Source organism: Paenibacillus sp. CAU 1782 (assembly GCF_054551715.1).
In genome coordinates, this window is record NZ_JBTOLL010000001.1 from 718,893 (window position 1) to 735,779 (window position 16,887).

General features: G+C 44.8%; 16 protein-coding genes. 3 read left to right on the forward strand and 13 right to left on the reverse strand.

Annotation, left to right across the window (positions count from 1 at the left end):
- Position 1: 1 nt before the first annotated feature.
- The 5 genes from arsC to ACX93W_RS03600 all read right to left on the reverse strand — a co-directional run bounded on the left by arsC (position 2) and on the right by ACX93W_RS03600 (position 3,545).
- Positions 2-424: an arsenate reductase (thioredoxin) gene (gene arsC, locus ACX93W_RS03580; RefSeq protein ID WP_459390938.1), complete on the reverse strand. Its 423-nt coding sequence runs from the start codon at positions 422-424 to the stop codon at positions 2-4.
- A gap of 21 nt (positions 425-445) precedes the next feature.
- On the reverse strand, positions 446-1,501 hold the full coding sequence (gene arsB, locus ACX93W_RS03585) for an ACR3 family arsenite efflux transporter (RefSeq protein ID WP_459392000.1): 1,056 nt from the start codon (positions 1,499-1,501) through the stop codon (positions 446-448).
- Between the two features lie 13 nt (positions 1,502-1,514).
- The gene (locus ACX93W_RS03590; protein WP_459390939.1) at positions 1,515-1,838 is read right to left on the reverse strand and encodes an ArsR/SmtB family transcription factor; all 324 of its coding nucleotides are present in this window, start codon (positions 1,836-1,838) and stop codon (positions 1,515-1,517) included.
- Positions 1,839-2,004: 166 nt separating this feature from the next.
- Positions 2,005-2,532: an arsinothricin resistance N-acetyltransferase ArsN1 family A gene (locus ACX93W_RS03595; protein ID WP_459390940.1), complete on the reverse strand. Its 528-nt coding sequence runs from the start codon at positions 2,530-2,532 to the stop codon at positions 2,005-2,007.
- Positions 2,533-2,972: 440 nt separating this feature from the next.
- A complete protein-coding gene (locus ACX93W_RS03600) occupies positions 2,973-3,545 on the reverse strand; it encodes a dihydrofolate reductase family protein (protein ID WP_459390941.1) in 573 nt (190 codons plus the stop codon).
- A 316-nt stretch (positions 3,546-3,861) separates the two neighbouring features.
- Here ACX93W_RS03600 and ACX93W_RS03605 point away from each other — a divergent pair, with 316 nt between their 5' ends.
- Positions 3,862-4,323, forward strand: coding sequence for a nuclear transport factor 2 family protein (locus ACX93W_RS03605; RefSeq protein ID WP_459390942.1), 462 nt, complete (start codon positions 3,862-3,864; stop codon positions 4,321-4,323).
- Positions 4,320-4,901 carry a TetR/AcrR family transcriptional regulator gene (locus ACX93W_RS03610; protein WP_459390943.1) on the forward strand — a complete coding sequence of 194 codons (582 nt, stop codon included), beginning with the start codon at positions 4,320-4,322 and terminating at the stop codon, positions 4,899-4,901. Before ACX93W_RS03605 ends, ACX93W_RS03610 begins: the two co-directional genes overlap by 4 nt.
- A gap of 227 nt (positions 4,902-5,128) precedes the next feature.
- On the opposite strand, the gene ACX93W_RS03615 is transcribed toward ACX93W_RS03610, so the two are convergent.
- The 6 genes from ACX93W_RS03615 to ACX93W_RS03640 form a co-directional block, all read right to left on the reverse strand.
- Positions 5,129-5,680, reverse strand: a complete 552-nt coding sequence (locus ACX93W_RS03615; RefSeq protein WP_459390944.1) for a hypothetical protein — start codon at positions 5,678-5,680, stop codon at positions 5,129-5,131.
- Positions 5,681-5,831: 151 nt separating this feature from the next.
- Positions 5,832-6,056: a hypothetical protein gene (locus ACX93W_RS03620; RefSeq protein WP_459390945.1), complete on the reverse strand. Its 225-nt coding sequence runs from the start codon at positions 6,054-6,056 to the stop codon at positions 5,832-5,834.
- A 279-nt stretch (positions 6,057-6,335) separates the two neighbouring features.
- Positions 6,336-7,316 (reverse strand): alpha/beta fold hydrolase, encoded by a 981-nt coding sequence (locus ACX93W_RS03625; RefSeq protein WP_459390946.1) that lies wholly within the window; start codon positions 7,314-7,316, stop codon positions 6,336-6,338.
- Between the two features lie 159 nt (positions 7,317-7,475).
- Positions 7,476-11,459, reverse strand: coding sequence for an S-layer homology domain-containing protein (locus ACX93W_RS03630; protein WP_459390947.1), 3,984 nt, complete (start codon positions 11,457-11,459; stop codon positions 7,476-7,478).
- Positions 11,460-11,635: 176 nt separating this feature from the next.
- Entirely contained in the window at positions 11,636-12,910 is a 1,275-nt protein-coding gene (locus tag ACX93W_RS03635; protein WP_459390948.1) for a hypothetical protein, read from the reverse strand.
- A gap of 174 nt (positions 12,911-13,084) precedes the next feature.
- Positions 13,085-14,224 carry a DUF2264 domain-containing protein gene (locus ACX93W_RS03640; RefSeq protein ID WP_459390949.1) on the reverse strand — a complete coding sequence of 380 codons (1,140 nt, stop codon included), beginning with the start codon at positions 14,222-14,224 and terminating at the stop codon, positions 13,085-13,087.
- A gap of 117 nt (positions 14,225-14,341) precedes the next feature.
- Here ACX93W_RS03640 and ACX93W_RS03645 point away from each other — a divergent pair, with 117 nt between their 5' ends.
- Positions 14,342-15,121, forward strand: coding sequence for a helix-turn-helix transcriptional regulator (locus ACX93W_RS03645; RefSeq protein WP_459390950.1), 780 nt, complete (start codon positions 14,342-14,344; stop codon positions 15,119-15,121).
- A 49-nt stretch (positions 15,122-15,170) separates the two neighbouring features.
- On the opposite strand, the gene ACX93W_RS03650 is transcribed toward ACX93W_RS03645, so the two are convergent.
- The gene (locus ACX93W_RS03650; protein WP_459390951.1) at positions 15,171-16,157 is read right to left on the reverse strand and encodes a glycoside hydrolase family 43 protein; all 987 of its coding nucleotides are present in this window, start codon (positions 16,155-16,157) and stop codon (positions 15,171-15,173) included.
- 109 nt (positions 16,158-16,266) lie between these two features.
- Entirely contained in the window at positions 16,267-16,881 is a 615-nt protein-coding gene (locus ACX93W_RS03655) for a DNA-3-methyladenine glycosylase (RefSeq protein WP_459390952.1), read from the reverse strand.
- Between the last annotated feature and the right edge of the window lie 6 nt (positions 16,882-16,887).

Consider the following 16,887-nt stretch of genomic DNA (forward strand, 5'->3'; position numbering starts at 1 on the left):
TTTACTTCCCATCATTGGCAAACTGTTTGATTCGAGCCTCGATTTCGTCCCGAACGCGCTGGAAAACACCCCACCGCTCTTCTTCACTTCCCGTTGCTTTGGCAGGGTCGTCGAAGCCCCAATGGAAGCGAGTGACATGCGGCGGTGTAATCGGACATTTGTCATTTGCATCTCCGCAAAGGGTAACCACAAAGTCGGCTTTATTCAAAATATCCGGATCGATAATATCCGAGGTTTGATTTGTAATGTCGATTCCTTTCTCCGCCATAGCTTTAACCGCTTTTGGATTCAACCCGTGCGCCTCGATGCCGGCACTGTACACATCGAATTTCTCGCTAAGATAGTGATGCCCAAATCCCTCTGCTATCTGACTCCGGCACGAATTCCCCGTACATAAAAAGTATAAGATTTTTTTGTTCGACATTATGATTCCTCCAATTCTTTTTTAACCAGCTTCTTTTGAAAAGTATTTGCGTTGAAAACGGGGAGCAATGTTAACTAAAGCAATCATCACCGGCACTTCGACTAAAGGACCAATGACGGCAGCGAAGGCAGCACCGGAATGCAATCCAAATACGCCGATGGCCACTGCGATCGCAAGCTCGAAATTGTTTCCCGAAGCCGTGAAAGCTAGAGATGAACTAATTTTATAGCTGGCCCCTGCCTTTTTCGCCATGAAGAAGGAAATAAGGAACATAACAACAAAATAAATCAATAATGGTACGGCAATCCTAACCACATCAAGCGGCAATTGAATGATCATTTCACCTTTTATGGAGAACATAACGACGATCGTAAACAATAACGCAATCAATGTAATTGGACTAATCTTCGGAATAAATTCCTCTTCATACCAAGACCGCCCCTTCGCCTTCACAAAAACATAACGTGTCGTCATTCCGGCCAGAAACGGAATCCCCAGATAAATGAAAACACTTTTGGCCACTTCCCACATCGTAATGTCCACCACGATGCCTTCGAGTCCAAACCAACCGGGCAGAACCGTAATAAACACATACGCATAGACCGAATAAAACAAAACTTGAAAAATGGAATTAAAGGCGACCAAGCCAGCTGCGTATTCTGTATCTCCTCTACATAAGTCATTCCATACAATGACCATGGCAATACAACGAGCCAACCCAATCATGATTAGACCAACCATGTATTCCGGGTAATCATGAAGAAAAACAATCGCTAATACGAACATAAGAATGGGACCTATTAGCCAGTTTTGCACTAAGGAAATCAATAAAACCTTTCGATCCCGAAATACATGGCCAATTTCTTCATAGCGCACCTTAGCTAGTGGAGGGTACATCATTAGAATCAACCCCGCTGCAATAGGGACAGACGTAGTTCCTACCTGAAAGCTATTTAACATCCCCGTAAATTCTGGTGAAACATACCCAATACCGATACCCAAAGCCATCGCAACAAAAATCCATACTGTAAGGTAGCGATCAAGAAATGAAAGTCGCTTACTCACCTGTTCCTTCATCATCCAACCTCCTTTATTCACAATTGACCAGCAGGCCCTGTTGCTTCAACTTTTGCAGCTCGATGGATAAATCGGGGAGATTGGACAGCGCAAAGCCAATATCCTTTAAAGGCTGTTCATTGAGCGAATAAAACACCCATTGCCCTTTCCGGGTTTCACTTACTAGTTGGGCGGATTTTAAGCGACTAATATGTTTCGATATCGCCGGTTGCGATATATTAAAAATGGGAACCAGTTCGCATACGCAACAATCTCGCGTACGCAGTAAAGAGATCATTTTTAGCCTTGTTGGGTCCGCAATCGCCTTTAATACATCAGCTAATTCATCAAACTCCATTCATAGTCACCTCTCCATAAGCATATAACTATATTGTTATATGTTTATTCGTATGTCAAGCTTTGATTTCTGTTCTCTATTTTTTTCTATGTATTATCAGATGTTCAATTCAAAAGAAAAAGGAGCTTAAATTAAGCCCCTTCCTTCACCTTTAGCAATTGTAAGTTTAATTCATTAACATCTTTTCCATGACCATAACATCAATCATATTGCCATCTAATATCCCTTGTTTCTCGAAGATCCCGACCTCACGATAACCATGTTTACGATACAATTTCTGACCACCAATATTATTGGGAAATGTGAAAAGGACGATTTTATAAAACTGTTTTTCTATTGCTGTTTGTTCAATGGCTGATAACAAATGGCCACCAAAACCTTTACCGCGACACTCACGCGATATGTAGATCGACAGATCTGCGACACCGTCGTATGCACTACGTTGAGAGTACCGATTTAATGAAGCCCAACCTGCCAACTGGCCTTCATCTTCTGCGACTAGTATTTGATATCTGTCCTGGTGATCTTCAAACCAGCTTTTCATGTATTCCATATTCTTTGTTTCTGTCTCCAGTGTAGCAATCCTATCTTCGATTCCCTGGTTATAAATTTTCAAGATTGCTTCTAAATCAGATGAAAGTGCAGTTCTAACAATATAAGATTGACTATTTTCTAAGGAGTTATTATGTTGCATCAAGGCGACCTCTTTCATACAAAGTTTACGATCGACATTAGTTAATTCCGCATTACTGATTTGATATTGTAAAAATTCTTGATTTTATGTTGGTGAATGGAGTTGAAGAATTTATCGTATCTGAAATAATTCGACGGAACATTGGGTTATCCTTGCATTGACAACGATGTTGTTAGAAAAATCGTCCTAACTTTTAAACAATACATAAGAGGTATACTACTCTATTTATACAATTATTGTAATATGCAATATATGTTCCATCCCTTCAAAAAATTGATTTAACCAGTCTTCCACAGCCCCTCATCTTGGTTATTGGGTAAGGACTGCCTGCCAACTTTTGGCTCGGGACAAGTACTTGTACCGATAAAAAAAGTCGCTAAATTAGCGACTTCAAAACGAAAATTCCTTACCCAAATGATTGTTCTCAATTGAGCTATTCTCTAAGTTCGTCTGTAGACGAGACCTACGACTCCAGAATCAAAAGTCTTGTTTTCGATTAGCTTAAGCTTGATTTTCTCCTTAAGACCTTGGAATAACGGTAATCCCTTACCAATCAGTATGGGAGAAACTGTTATTTTATACTCATCAATCAAGTCAAGCTGCATAAGGTGGTGTGCGAATCTAGGACTGCCGAGGATGACCATATCCTTGCCTGGCTGCTTTTTGAGGTTATTGATCTCTTCCTCTACTCCGTCTTTCACGAGTCTTGAATGATTCCATTCCACTTTCTCCAGTGTCTTGGAAAAAACGATTTTAGTTGTCTTTTCGATCCACTCGGCATGATTCCGTTCATGCTGCGAAGCTGCTGGGTCCGAAGACACAGATGGCCAGTAACTGTGCATCATCTGATAAGTCCCACGCCCCCAAATGACAGTGTCGGCAGTACTCAGAATTTCTTTCGCGTGTTTCTCCAGATCAGTATCGTAGGAAACCCAGCTTATGTCCATTTCACCATTCGGCCCTTCGACAAAACCGTCAAGTGATGAGTGCAGAAATAGAACAAGTTTTCTCATTTTCAGTTCTCCTTTATTACGATCCCATATGTTTCAGCCATTTGTCCAAAAGTACATTCATCTTCTTCACCATTTTACTAGTATCTTATTGACGAGCTTGTTTAATCCATTTCAAATGGGATTAAAGTTCGGCAGAACATTACCGTGTCATTGTGCCGGATATTGCCGGTATCGGACTACAAGAATGCCGCGCGGTCAATTTAAATTTAGATGTGACAGTCTGTTTAAATTGATATTGAATGTGGGATGTAAACTTGCAATTATAAACCGATCGGTTTATACTGATACAAACGGTATAGAAAGTGAGGAAAAATTAATGAATAATTTAACTCCCCCATTCACTCGCGAGACAGCAATCCAAAAAACTCGTATGGCAGAAGACAGCTGGAATAGCCGAGACCCTCAGCGCGTCTCACTTGTGTATACTGAGGATTGTTATTGGAGAAATCGGAGCGAATTTATAACAGGCCGCCAAGAAATTGTCTCTTTGCTAACTAGAAAATGGGCCAAGGAACTGGACTACCGCCTTATCAAGGAGCTTTGGTCATTTACGGATAACCGTATTGCAGTTAGATTCGCATATGAATGGCATGATGATAGTGGCAATTGGTTCAGATCGTACGGTAACGAGAATTGGGAGTTCGCTGACGACGGCTTGATGAAGCGTAGATTTGCTTCGATTAATGACATGCCGATTAAGGAAGAGGAACGAAAGTTTCATTGGCCTCTCGGCACGCGCCCCCCTGAACATCCAAGCCTAAGTGAGTTAAACCTATGACTCGCACTGTTTTTGAAAAATCGGATGTCATCCCTCTCGTCACTGAGGTATTTCGTGAATTAGGTTATGAGGGTGCATCTTTGAGTAAAATTACAGCCCGTACGCGTCTTTCTAAAGGAAGCTTATATTATTTCTTTCCGGGTGGAAAAGATGAGATGGCTGCTGAAATTCTTGCTCATATTGATCAATGGTTTATCAAGAACATTTTTGAACCGCTCGAAAAGAATGAACCCCTGGCAGCCATTGATCATATGTGGCAAGAGGTCGATTCTTATTTTCAATCTGGTCAGCGCATATGCCTTATTGGCGCATTCGCTTTGGACGAAACAAGAGATCGATTCGCTGCTGTTATTCGGCAATATTTTATAAGATGGATTGAGGCCTTAAGCGCGGCACTAGTTCAAACAGGTATCTCTGAAGAGACTGCTGACCAAATTTCAGAGGAAACAATTGCTAGTATTCAAGGAGGATTAATTTTGAGTAGAGCACTTAATGATGATTCCTTTTTTGAACGTACGTTGGCAAATCTGTCACAACGAGTCTCAACTTATGTTTCTAAAAGCAACGCTGGTCACTGACAAATTGGCAACTTTATGGGAGGTCAACATCCTTCTGACTGGAATATTGAGCCTCCAACTTTGTCTCAAATAATCGACTTGTTAACTGAACAATTTGAAAGGGTTGAATCGGTGCTTTCAAGTAAATTGAAAGATGAAATATGTTGTAGTCTTATTTCAATTATGAATGCAAGTTCTTGTTTTTGAATTTGGATAAGAACTTGCATTCATTGAAAATCATATGCGTATTATATAAAAATATCCGATTCTGGTTTTTGAAGCTTATTATTAATCATGACATATCTTTTAATCTGCTCAGCTACGTGGGAAGTAGGAGTAGATGTCGTGTCGATTGTTGGCATAGGTGGATTGTACGCAGTTTCTGCATTGTCTAGGAGCCATTGAGCAAATTGTTCATGTTGTTTAAGCATATCATCGCTCCACATAGCCTTATCTTCCCGATTACGAAGTCGGCTGTTGCGCGTAGCATCATCGCAATGTAAGTTTATAAAGCATACTTCGCTGAAACAATCATATTTTTCGCATTTCTTTGCATCCCATGGCATAATAGTACCGCAAATAATTGTACCCCTGCCAGACATAGCCGTCGCATGAGCAAAGTGAAGCAATAAGTTGAATCTGTCCTGGTAGTCGAGCTTAGCTGCTGTTATACCAAAATTATCTAAATCTGTGCTGAAAACATTGAATTCAGGCAGTAGTGAGCGGAGTTCATGCATGACTGTCGTCTTCCCTACACCACTAGCTCCAGTCACAATAAATAAGGGTAATTTTCGTTCCATTATGCTTCCCTTCCCTCAATCAAATTAATAAGCAACTCATATAACAAATAATAAGGGGAAGGAACTATCGATACTATGTCTTGATTAACTTAAAGCATTCTTGACATACATTTGGATAGTTAATGCTTTTGTGGTCTTCAATTCTTTTCAACTATGTATTCTTCTGTTTTGCAACTTGCCTAACACCGATCATTAGCATCATGATCCCAATTGCACCGAGAATAACCTGAACGATGATTGGATTCAATGTAAACACTGCTTCACCATGCCAATACAATCCCAATATCCTTTCATTCAGCCCCACTATCGCTAATAGCGGCTTAAAATACAAACTCAGCGCTAGTAACACGATTCCCCAAATCATATTTCTGTTCATTACTTCAAAACCTCATTTCCTATTGGGATCATTAAAGATGATTTCACGATCAGGCTTAATGTCCAAATTATAGAAGATGTATGTGTTGAAAACAGGTAGACATGGTCACTTCCAATATGACGAAAGTCAGTTTTTTGTTCTGCGTTGGGCCAGCTTACGCAAAAAACACCTTCAAAGGTGCCCCATATCGGTAGACATGAAAGCAATCTCTTGAAGGTGCTTAGTTTAGTATAGTATCGACTACTACTTCGTCTCCAAAATCTTTTGAACCGAATATAGTTATTGGATTTCTTTCATATACGCTTTGAACTCTTCTGCTATTTCTTTGAATTTCGTATGATGCAGGTAATGCGAGCCCTCCATCGGAATCATTTTGCCCAGTGCCGATTGTTTGATCTGCTCTTCATGCAGCGGGATCCATTGGTCATTGTGTTCGTTATTGGATTGAACAAAAAGCAGCATCGGCAATTCTTCAGGATAAGTGAGCAGCTCTCCGTTTTTAAAATTAGACCCCAGGTGCTTCAGCTCATTTATCAATGTGGGGTTGCTCGAAACTTGATTCGAAATCAAATTCATTTGTTCTTTGGTATGCTCATCGTATGCCAGCGACTTGTATGAATCTCCACTCACTTTTTTGAGCACTCTCATAAGGCCGGAATCTTGAAGAAACTTCATGGTTTTTAAAGGCAGCTTAACATCCATGCCGGGCTGGTTCGGAACACTGCTATCGATACCGATAAAAGCGGTAACTTCATCACGATAGTTCTCCACATAAGAAACGGCGTAAAGTCCAGTGATGGAATGTCCCATAAGAATGTAACGATCTAGGCCAAGCTGCTCTACAGCCTCGTGTATTTCGCTAACGATATTTTCCGTTGTTCTTGCCTTTTCCGTTTTATCGCTTAATCCATAACCGAAAGGCTCGAGAGCCACAACTCTGTAATCCGAAGTTAGTTCATCGATCAGCAATTTGAAATCAAGTACGGGCGACGGAGTTCCTTGTCCCGGAAGGAGTACAATCGTTTGTTCGCCGCTGCCTTGAATGGACACATTCATTTTTTTGCCATCCACGTCGACATATTGGCCATAGGATTCGATTTTTTTCTTTTCGATCCCGTTGCTTATTGTATGAACAACAAATGTAATGCCCAAGAAGAGCACGAATACCCCGACAATGCCACCTATTATTTTTAGCCATAAACGCCGTTTCTTGCGGCCCTTATTTCCAGCTTTTGTTGTTATCGTTTCTGTCACGTCCATCTTCTCCTGTCCTTATATCTGTAGTGTCGACTTAACGACTTATTTAAGTGTAACCAAGCAACATGTCCCCCACATGACGGCAATATGAACGGAGTATGAACAAACGAAAAAAAGAAGACATCGCATCATTGTGATGCAACGTCCTCCCCATCGTAATACTTATTTATTCAATTGTTCCTGCAACGCCAAAATAATCGTGAGCGCTTCTGCGCGCGTTGCGCTCTTCAGCGGAGCAAACCGGTTTCCGCCTACTCCGTTCGTCAATCCCATTTGGCTGGCCGTAGCTACATAAGGGATAGCCCAAGCTGGAATATCGTTTGCATCGGCAAAGCTAACATTTGCATTTGCATCTGGTTTAATGCCTGCTGCTCTAATAATCATGGTAATCATTTCTGCGCGATTCAGAGCATTGGCAGGGCCAAATGTCTCGTCGGAATAGCCGTTAATGATGCCTGCTTGAACGGCTTTTGCTACATGGTCCTGTGCCCAGGATGGAATTTTGTCCATGTCCTTGAAAGCAACCGGATTGCTGACTGGCTCTAACGACAGCGCCCGTCCAAGGATGGTTACAAATTCCGCTCGGGACACCACTTTATTTGGGCGGAAGGTGTTGTCATCATAACCGGTAATCAAGCCGTCTGCAACAGCTTTTTTGATGTTTTCCTCTGCCCAATGCCCTTTATCGTCCTTAAAGGTTGTGGCTGGAGCCGGACTAGGCGTCTCTCCCCCGCCTGTTCCAGGTGTCGGCACCGGGCTTGGACTCGGCGTCACTGTTGGTGTCGGGGTTGGATTTGGTGTTACAACGGGACCGGTTACCGGTGGTGTTACAGGTGTTGTAACCGGCGGCGTTACCGGACCTGTCGACTTCTGCTTAACGATGCCGAATTGATCAATGATAAACGGTTCGGCGTCATTTAAGTTTTGATCGATTTCGTAGGATACGGCTGTCAGCTTGTTGCCGTCAATTGTTATCCCAACAAAATTTTGAACCTGGCCCCGTTTCGGACGATCCGTTCTGTCTCCGTCAAAGCCATATTTAGCCGCATGGTTTTCTTCTGCACGTTCAAACAAGTCGTAATAAGAATCTCCGAGCTCAGGCTTCTTATTTTTAAAATAAACCTTTGGCCCCGCAGTTGCAGGAATCAGATAGATCGAACCATCAGGGTTGAGCGTATACTGGATCGTTTGTCCATTTAGCTGTTCCGTAATGATTTCGGTCTCAGCGGCAGAGCCGTCTTTTTTGATCGGTTTGGTGCGAGCATAGATATGATCATGCCCTTGCAGTACAAAATCGATGCCAAGCTCTGCCATTAACGGAGCAATTTTGTTGCGGACGCCATTTTCGCCCATGATATCGCTGTCCGTTGCATGATTGGATGTTGTATACGGTCCTTTATGGATGTTGACAATAATCCATTCAGCGCCAGCTTCCTTGGCCTTCTTGACATCCTGCTTCAGCCACTCCACTTGCTCAACGGAGAAGTTGGCATACTCTTCGGAATCCTCGTTGGAGTTCAAAACAATAAAGTGAGCATTGCTGTAAGTGTAAGAATAATACGCTCCAGTCTCGATTGCAGAACCTTCAGGCTGCTTGATATTAAAATGCTCGTAGAACGCAAAGTTTTTGTCCTCGTGATTGCCCGCTGACGGTACGATCGTTGTATTCAGCAAGCTATTCTGAGAATGGCCCAACAGCCAGTTCCATTGATCCTCCACAATGCCTTTATCGACAATATCGCCGTTATGAACGACAAATTGTGCATATGGCACTGTTTTTAAAGCTTTAGCCAATGTTTCGGACGATAAAATGGCTTCTTCCTCGTCTTTTGCTTGCGTGTCAGCCAAGTCGATAAACGTAAATGCTCCGCTCTCCGGCGCTGTAGCAAAGGTTCCCGTTTCACTCCAAATGCCGGCTTCTTTGTCTCCCACTCTGAAGAAATAAGAAGTGTTGGCTTTAAGAGCAGTCGCTTCCGCTTTATGCACCAGTTCGGAAGGCGAGTTTGTCGAAGCCGCGGAACGGCCCTGGAAAGTAGTCGCCTCAGCAAAATCGGCGATTTCACCCGTTTTCTCAATGACCTGCAGGTCGCTGCCCGTTACTTTGTGGCTTGTGTACCAGGTGAAGCCTTTGTCGTGAACTGGATTACCGTGAAAAGTAACCGTCACTTTGCTTACTTTCTCCAGTACCTCGGCGTTATCCTTCATAATACCGAACTGATCGATAATAAAAGGTTTTGCATCATTCAGATTCTGGTCGATTTCATACGATACGGCTGTCAGCTTGCCGCCATCCACCGTAATGCCTACAAAGTTTTGTACTTGTCCCGTTACGCCAGCCGGCGTGTCTGCGTACTTTTGCGAGTGGTTTTCCTCAGAACGTTCAAACAGATTAAAGTAATCATCGCCAAGCTGGGTTTTTGTGTTTTTCTTGTACACCTTTGCTCCAGCTGTACCCGGAATCAAATAAATGGTTCCATCCGGTTTTACCGCATATTCAATCGATTCGCCGTTCAGGGTTTCCGTTATTTTCTCAACATCCTCTGCTGTTCCATCCGATTGAATCGGTTTGGTCCGGGCGTAGATGTGGTCATGTCCTTGCAGCACCAGATCGATTTTTAACTCTGCGATCAGCGGAGCAATTTTTGTCCGTAATCCGGTTGCACCCATAATGTCGGTATCGGTTGCATGGCTTGCTGTCGTATAAGGACCTTTGTGCATATTAAGAATGATCCATTCAGCGCCTGCTTCTTTTGCTTTGGCAACATCCTGCTTCAGCCACTCGACTTGTTCTAGCGACATGTTGGCATATTCAGAAGAATTTTCGTTTGTATTAAGTACGATAAAATGAACATTGCTGTAATCGTAGGAATAATAGGCACCAGACACGGTAGCGGAATTTTCAGCCTGCTGCAAATTGAAATGCTCGAAGAATGAGCTGCCGCTTGGTTCATGGTTGCCTGCAGCCGGAACAATCGTTGTGCGAAGCAGACTGTTTTGGGAGTGGCCCAGCAGCCAGTTCCATTCTTCTTCGGCTGTTCCGTTTTCCACTACATCGCCATTATGAACGACGAATTTAGCATCGGGAACCGTTGCAAGAGCTTTTTCCAGCGTTTGGCCGGATAAAATAGCTTCATCCTCTTCCTTTGCCTGCGTATCTGTCAAATCAATGAATGTAAATGGAACCTTCTCCGCAGGAGCGGTTTCGAATACTCCTGTTTCACTCCATATATTTAAATCCTTGTCGCCAACGCGGAAGAAATATTCCGTGTCTGGTTTCAAGCCGGCGGCTTCGGCCTTATGAACATGCTCGGCAATCGAATTTGTTGCCGTTTTGGCGTTGCCGATAAAGGCTTGGGCATTACCAAAATCCGCTTGCCCGCCTGTCTTTTCCACAACCTCCAAATCGCTGCGGGTAGATGTCAATGGCGTATACCAGACGAAGCCTTTGGATGTCTGCGGGTTGCCATTAAACGTAACCACTACTTTGCTTACTTCCAATGGAGGGGCGTCGAGCATAGCGGTTAACTCCATATCGAAGTACAAATCCGAGCTTGTGAGCGTGGATTGGTGAACTTCAACCGCAATGACGTTATCCCCGTCCTGGAGGTTTGCTTTTAGCGGGGCGGTCAAATCAATCTCATTGTAGAGAACCGGATTTGATTTATTGGAAGTTGCAAAGGTCGAATAAGTAATTGTTCCTTCAGGCATGCCGGCCCGAAAAACTTCCGTGCCGTTCACGTACATAACAGCTCCGTCGTCGATTCCGAAGTTGCCAAGCAGCTGGCCATAGCTGTTGATCTCATCGAGGTCAACATTTAGATTCGTCACAAAATAAGAGGTGGTATGTTTATTTCTGCTATCTGAGCCGAAGCTTATCGTTGTATTCAAGCTGCCGAATTTAGTCGTTGTGGCGGCAAAGCCAAGCGGCGCCTGGCCGATTGCCCAATCCTTATCCCCATAGCTGCTTTGCCACGAGTTTCCTTGATCCACACCGGTATCAAGGTACTTCCATTCCGCATTTTTGGACATCCAAACAATGGGCTGCTCCTCTGCCGCTTGCGCTTGCTGTACCGGTTGTCCGATGCCGCCAAGCAGTAACGCGGCTGATAATAGGACTGATAAACATGTTTTCCATTTTTTAATCATTTTGTTCTCCTTTTTTATAAAATATATTTCTTAAACAACTTCGTTACTTTAGCAATAAAGTGTTTTCGTATTGTTTGTAGCAGATAGATATTTTGTAAATTGAAATTTATTTTTTGACTATAACGTAAAAAAAGAGCCGTGGGAGTTAGCCCGACGACTCGTGGATTGCTTATGCTTTAATTCAGCAGATATTCATAATATAGCTCGTTTACGATGCCTTCTTTGATGTCGATATACAGGTTCATATAAAAGTCTTCGCTAACCGCATACGCAAAATTGTCTGGAGGCTTGCGGCCATCCTTGGCAATGATTGCGTTCGGATATTTCTCCAGCACGAGTGCTGCCGGGTCACCTACTGTAATCCCCAAAGAAGTTGAATACGCGGGTCCATTGACCTTCATGTTCACTACATAAAACCGCTCCCCGTTCGGAGAATTCATGGTCATTTCCATTCCGTCGTATGCCAGCGTCTTCACATACATGCCTTGATAGGTCCCGGCGTCTTCACCCAATTGCTTGATCTGCTCAGCACTTGGTTCCCCGAGAAGCTGCTTTAAATCCTTTTGGTCATCCCAATCCTGCAGAGCCACATAGTCGTCTCCTGTTTTAATGGCAAGCAGGGGGATTTCATTGACTGCGGTGTTAACGGGCAGGTATTGAATGGCGTTTGGCTTTATGGTCAACAGCTCTTCCGCCCCGGTACGATCATTTGGCTCTACCATAAGGTCAATCTCCAAGTTGCCTAGCTTGACTCCGGGCTTGCCGCCTCCGGCATACAGCTCGACTATCGCATACGTTCTATTTGGTTGCTCCTGAATATGAAAGGTCAGCTTTCTGCCAACATTAATGTGGTCTCCCCAACCTTCGATTGGCTGTCCTCCAAGCACTTTCTGAAATCGTTGCTCGTCAACTATCAATTCAACCCAGGCATATCCATCCAATGGGGTCACCTTCGAATCGATCCGGTCAGTAAGCAGTTCTTCGATTAACGGCATCGTGTATTCGTTAAAGTTCTCGGTGTCGATTACACGAAGATTCTCGATTTGTTCCCCGTCGGACGCAATGCCGGTCCAGTGGACAACCAGTTCATCCGTCCCATCGTTGTTCAGATCGCTGTACTTCAACAACGGGGACGCCTCGCCCCATTCACGTACGAACGGCCAATCGTAGGTTTGGCGGGTTCCATCCTTCCGTTCAATCGTAATGATCGAATGCCCGCCCTGCTCGGAGCCGGTGAACAACGCAAATTCACCATCCGGCGTTTGGCTGATGGGACTCATCGAAGCTGAAGGAGCTGGTTCTGCAGAAGCTTCCATTGCCAGAATTGGCTTGGTTTCTTCATCAGGAGGTATGTTCTGGTCCAAGCCTCCTAGCAGAAGCCAGGCTGCTCCTGCGCCAGCCACAACAACCGCTCCTGCGGCTAGCAGCCCCTTTTTCCATTTTGCCTGCATCGTTTCTCCCTCGCTCTCATGTGATTGGAAGACGGAATAATTGCAGCTTCCATTCATGAGTATAGACGCAACATTTGTTCAAAATGTTTCCATAAAATCCATGCATCGGAGAAACGTTTTATTTTTTCTTGGACATTTGACGTTGCATGATCTTTGGGAAAATTAGTTATTCGTCTAGCCGACTATAGCATTATCCAGCTTCACGCTTCCTCCGGACCACACTCTCAGCGAGGTCCACTCGGCTTCACCTTGCCAGAAATCGGCATTCGCCGGCAGGCCTAGCGCAAGAAACACGGTCGTGCACAGGTATAAGCTGCCCGTCGATATATAGCCTTCGCCTATTTCAGGCTGACTGCCGGCGAAGCCGATACGGAGCCACCCTGCTTCATCGAACGTGCCGGGCATCTGAATCTGTCGCTTGATTACAGCCGTGAGAGCGCAGCGCACTTGGGCAGGCTCAAGCTCTGCAGGCAATTCTTCTCTCAAAGCCATCAGGGACAGATGCTGAAAAGCGCCGAAACGATAGGAAAGCGAACGCCCTAACGGCGGGAAAGTGCCTTCCGGCGATATCATTCGTTCCAAAACGGCTGCGTAGCGAGCCGCCCTCTCCAGCACGTTTGATCGGAGTCCCTTCCAATCTTCAAACTGATCTCCAATCGTATTCAATATATCAATCAGCATGGGCTGAATGACAAAGCTGTTGTAGTAATCCCAATGAAAGGCAGGGCCATCGCCGTATGCGCCGTCGCCTTTATACCATTGCTCATGCTGCCTCAAAGCATAATCCACGCGCATGCGATCCCATGATTCAACTCCCATACGAAAAAGAGCAGCTTCGATCATGGCACTGAACAACAGCCAATTGCTAAAGACGGGACGTATCGCGCGAGTTGCAAGCAAAGCCGTTTTTACATGTTCTTTTGTTTTCTCATCGAGACGTTCATAAAGCTCCTTTGGAGCGCGGAGCAGCGCATTTGCAAGAAATGCGGCATCAACAACAGGTTGTCCGCCCCTTGTGAAGTTCATAAAGTCTGGTGAAGACGGATCGGTTGCCGCTTCGATGGACCGCCTTGCCAATTCTGCCATATTGCCGCGAATTTCTCCTTCGTCGCCTGATCGCGGCCCATGCTCAAGCCAAGGCGCAATTCCAGCCAGCGTTCGACCCAAAGCTTCTAAATAAGTGTATTCGGACCGGTTCTCTCCGCTTGATTCAACAGGCATGACAAGGGCAAGCTTTTTTTCCGATAAGGCATTGAGCACGGGATGAGCAATTTGAACCAAGGTATCCACCCAATATTTTCGATCGGCCGACACTTAAGTAACCCCCTCTAATTCGTCAGTATTTTTAAAAGAATTATAGTGGGTTGTTTCCCGTCATTCAATGAACTATAATCATCAAAAACTGACCAATTGTGCTGAGGGGGAGAAAAGATGCTTAAGTTGTTTTCTTGCGGCTACCATACGGTACACCATGAAGGAATCCTGAGGAATCGACCGAACGGCTCCGGAAATTACACCTTTGTATTTTTTAAAAGCAGAGCGGAAGTGACGGTGCGCGATAAGACAATAATTGCTGAAAAACATACCTTTATTCTTTTTCAACCTCATACCCCACATGAATACCGCGAGTTGGAAAGTCCGTTTGTTAACGATTGGCTGCATTGCAACGGCACTGATTTTCACGAATTTCTTCAGAACATCGATTTCCCGCTGGATGCGCTCATTGAGGCATCTGATCCTCAGTTGATTTCCAGATGTATGATGGAGCTCCAGAATAGCTCAAGACTTCGCGGAAAACTGCGCGAATCGATCATCAATTGCGATCTCCAGTCCTTTTTTATGAAACTGAGCGACTTGCGGGAAAGAACGGCTCCCCATCAGCTCCAACGGTACTACATCCAATTTACCGAGTTGCGCAACGATCTTTATCTCTCGCCTCATATACAATTTTCCGTAGCGGAGCTGGCTGGGCGTTTGAATTTGAGCAAATCGTATTTCCAACACATCTATAAGGAGTTGTTTGGCTGTTCGGTCTTGACGGATATCATCCATGCCCGGTTAGAGCATGCTAAATATCTGTTGGATCACAGCGAGCTGCCGATCGCGCAAATCGCCCAATCATGCGGCTACGAAAACGATACCCATTTTATGAGACAGTTTAAAAAGTTTGTTGGCGTGTCGCCTAGGAAGTTTAGGTTCAGAATGGAGTAAGCCGCCCGATCAGCAGGAGCGCTGAATCATGGGATCAAAGGGTTAGGCGTCAAGCAATAGCCGACTTTACGATAAAAGTCTCGCCGGTATCGGTCATTTCATACAGCTTGCATCTGGATTGCGGCATCGGGAATGGCGAATGAAGAATGAGACGCCACTCTCCTTGGAATGTTTGGAATAACATGCCATGGCCGCTATCTTCATATACGAGCGGTTCCAGCTGCTCCCAAGGTCCCTCTAACTTCCCAGTGACGGAACGGGCGATAGTTTGGACATAGCTGCCTTTTTCATAGGTAGACCACAACATGATAAGCCGATTATCGCTTGTCCGATACAGCTGACAGCCATCCGTTACATATACAGAGGTTGACCCATCGGCCAAAAGCTCGCCATTATCCCAGGGAGCTGAAGAGCCGTTGAATAAATGAATCGGCTCCGAAGTTGACCGGTCTGTCAGATCCTCCTTCAGTCGGATCGCTTCGATCGTTCCGTCAGCCGTCTGCACCCATTCGTGGCAGTATACCATCCACGGACTTCCTTCTTCGTCTATGTATAATGAGCCGTCCAACGTCATTAATTGTTCACTAACAATAGGCGCATCCCGTTTCGTCAATTGGAACGGCCCTAACGGGGAGTCAGCAACGGCAATCACAGATCCGCGCCACTGAAGCGGATAACCTCCATATCCTTCTCCATGAAGCGATCGGTCATTGTTGTGCAGCGTAACAAACAAATGATAGCGTCCTTCATATAAATGAACCTCTGGCGCCCATGCTCCATGCTGCGGGTTTGCCCATATGTCATCGGGCACCTCGAATACAACATACGGCCCCTCCCAATTCTCCAAATCTTTGCTTTTGTAGGCAAGCACGCCGTAACGGTCCATCCCGTTTAGCCTGGGGCTTCCCCCCGTGTACAAATAATAGGTTTGCGTTGCGCTGTCGGCAACGACAAAGGGGTCATGTGCTGGAATATCTTGCAGCTTAATGCCGCCACGCGGATTTGAAACATCCGAAGCATCATTATACACGTTCACCTGAATCATCCTTTCAAATTGAAATGATGGAATATAAAATATTTTGGTAGCGCTTACTGTTCGTTATTTAGTTTAGCACGTTAATTAGTCTAGATAAAGTCCCGGTTGACTATTTAACGGATACATATTTGTTATTTTGAATATAAAAACGCCACGGAAAATCTTTAGCTTCTTCCGCGTAATCGATGCCAACCCGCTTCGCAGTAACAGTATGGAACGATGGCTCATTTTCCCCTTCTTCCACATACAACCGACTTCCGCATAAATCTTCGCCATAATGGCTTTTATCAATCGCCAAAGCTTTGCATAGCTTTCCCGGTCCGTTCGTCAGGCCCAGAACCTCTCTTTTGGCTAGCTGCTGGAGGGGTTTGCCGAATCGGTTAAGAGCCATGAGCTCGATGCCCTCAAGCGGCTCTAAGGCACGGATTAACACCGCTTGAGGATCATTTTTGCCGCCGGTCACGACATTAAAGCAATGGTACATGCCGTAAATCAGGTAAACATACGAGAAGCCGGGATCGCCGTAAACGACCTCAACTCGAGGCGTACGTTTTCCTCCGTAAAAATGCGCGGCTTTATCTTCAGTACCGCCGTATGCTTCCGTTTCAACGATTACTGCTGCTAGTTTAACGCCATCAACTTCGTGAACGAGAATGTTGCCTAAAAGCTCTTTTGCGACCGTTAATGCGTCGCGGTTATAAAAATCCCGATGAAGCTTGCCCATAGCGAG

Excerpts from the sequence above, each read along its gene's own strand:
- arsC (WP_459390938.1), bottom strand. The coding sequence starts at position 424 with ATGTCGAACAAAAAAATCTTATACTTTTTATGTACGGGGAATTCGTGC.
- arsB (WP_459392000.1), bottom strand. The coding sequence starts at position 1,501 with ATGAAGGAACAGGTGAGTAAGCGACTTTCATTTCTTGATCGCTACCTT.
- ACX93W_RS03590 (WP_459390939.1), bottom strand. The coding sequence starts at position 1,838 with ATGGAGTTTGATGAATTAGCTGATGTATTAAAGGCGATTGCGGACCCA.
- ACX93W_RS03595 (WP_459390940.1), bottom strand. The coding sequence starts at position 2,532 with ATGCAACATAATAACTCCTTAGAAAATAGTCAATCTTATATTGTTAGA.
- ACX93W_RS03600 (WP_459390941.1), bottom strand. The coding sequence starts at position 3,545 with ATGAGAAAACTTGTTCTATTTCTGCACTCATCACTTGACGGTTTTGTC.
- ACX93W_RS03605 (WP_459390942.1), top strand. The coding sequence starts at position 3,862 with ATGAATAATTTAACTCCCCCATTCACTCGCGAGACAGCAATCCAAAAA.
- ACX93W_RS03610 (WP_459390943.1), top strand. The coding sequence starts at position 4,320 with ATGACTCGCACTGTTTTTGAAAAATCGGATGTCATCCCTCTCGTCACT.
- ACX93W_RS03615 (WP_459390944.1), bottom strand. The coding sequence starts at position 5,680 with ATGGAACGAAAATTACCCTTATTTATTGTGACTGGAGCTAGTGGTGTA.
- ACX93W_RS03620 (WP_459390945.1), bottom strand. The coding sequence starts at position 6,056 with ATGAACAGAAATATGATTTGGGGAATCGTGTTACTAGCGCTGAGTTTG.
- ACX93W_RS03625 (WP_459390946.1), bottom strand. The coding sequence starts at position 7,316 with ATGGACGTGACAGAAACGATAACAACAAAAGCTGGAAATAAGGGCCGC.
- ACX93W_RS03630 (WP_459390947.1), bottom strand. The coding sequence starts at position 11,459 with ATGATTAAAAAATGGAAAACATGTTTATCAGTCCTATTATCAGCCGCG.
- ACX93W_RS03635 (WP_459390948.1), bottom strand. The coding sequence starts at position 12,910 with ATGCAGGCAAAATGGAAAAAGGGGCTGCTAGCCGCAGGAGCGGTTGTT.
- ACX93W_RS03645 (WP_459390950.1), top strand. The coding sequence starts at position 14,342 with ATGCTTAAGTTGTTTTCTTGCGGCTACCATACGGTACACCATGAAGGA.
- ACX93W_RS03655 (WP_459390952.1), bottom strand. The coding sequence starts at position 16,881 with ATGGGCAAGCTTCATCGGGATTTTTATAACCGCGACGCATTAACGGTC.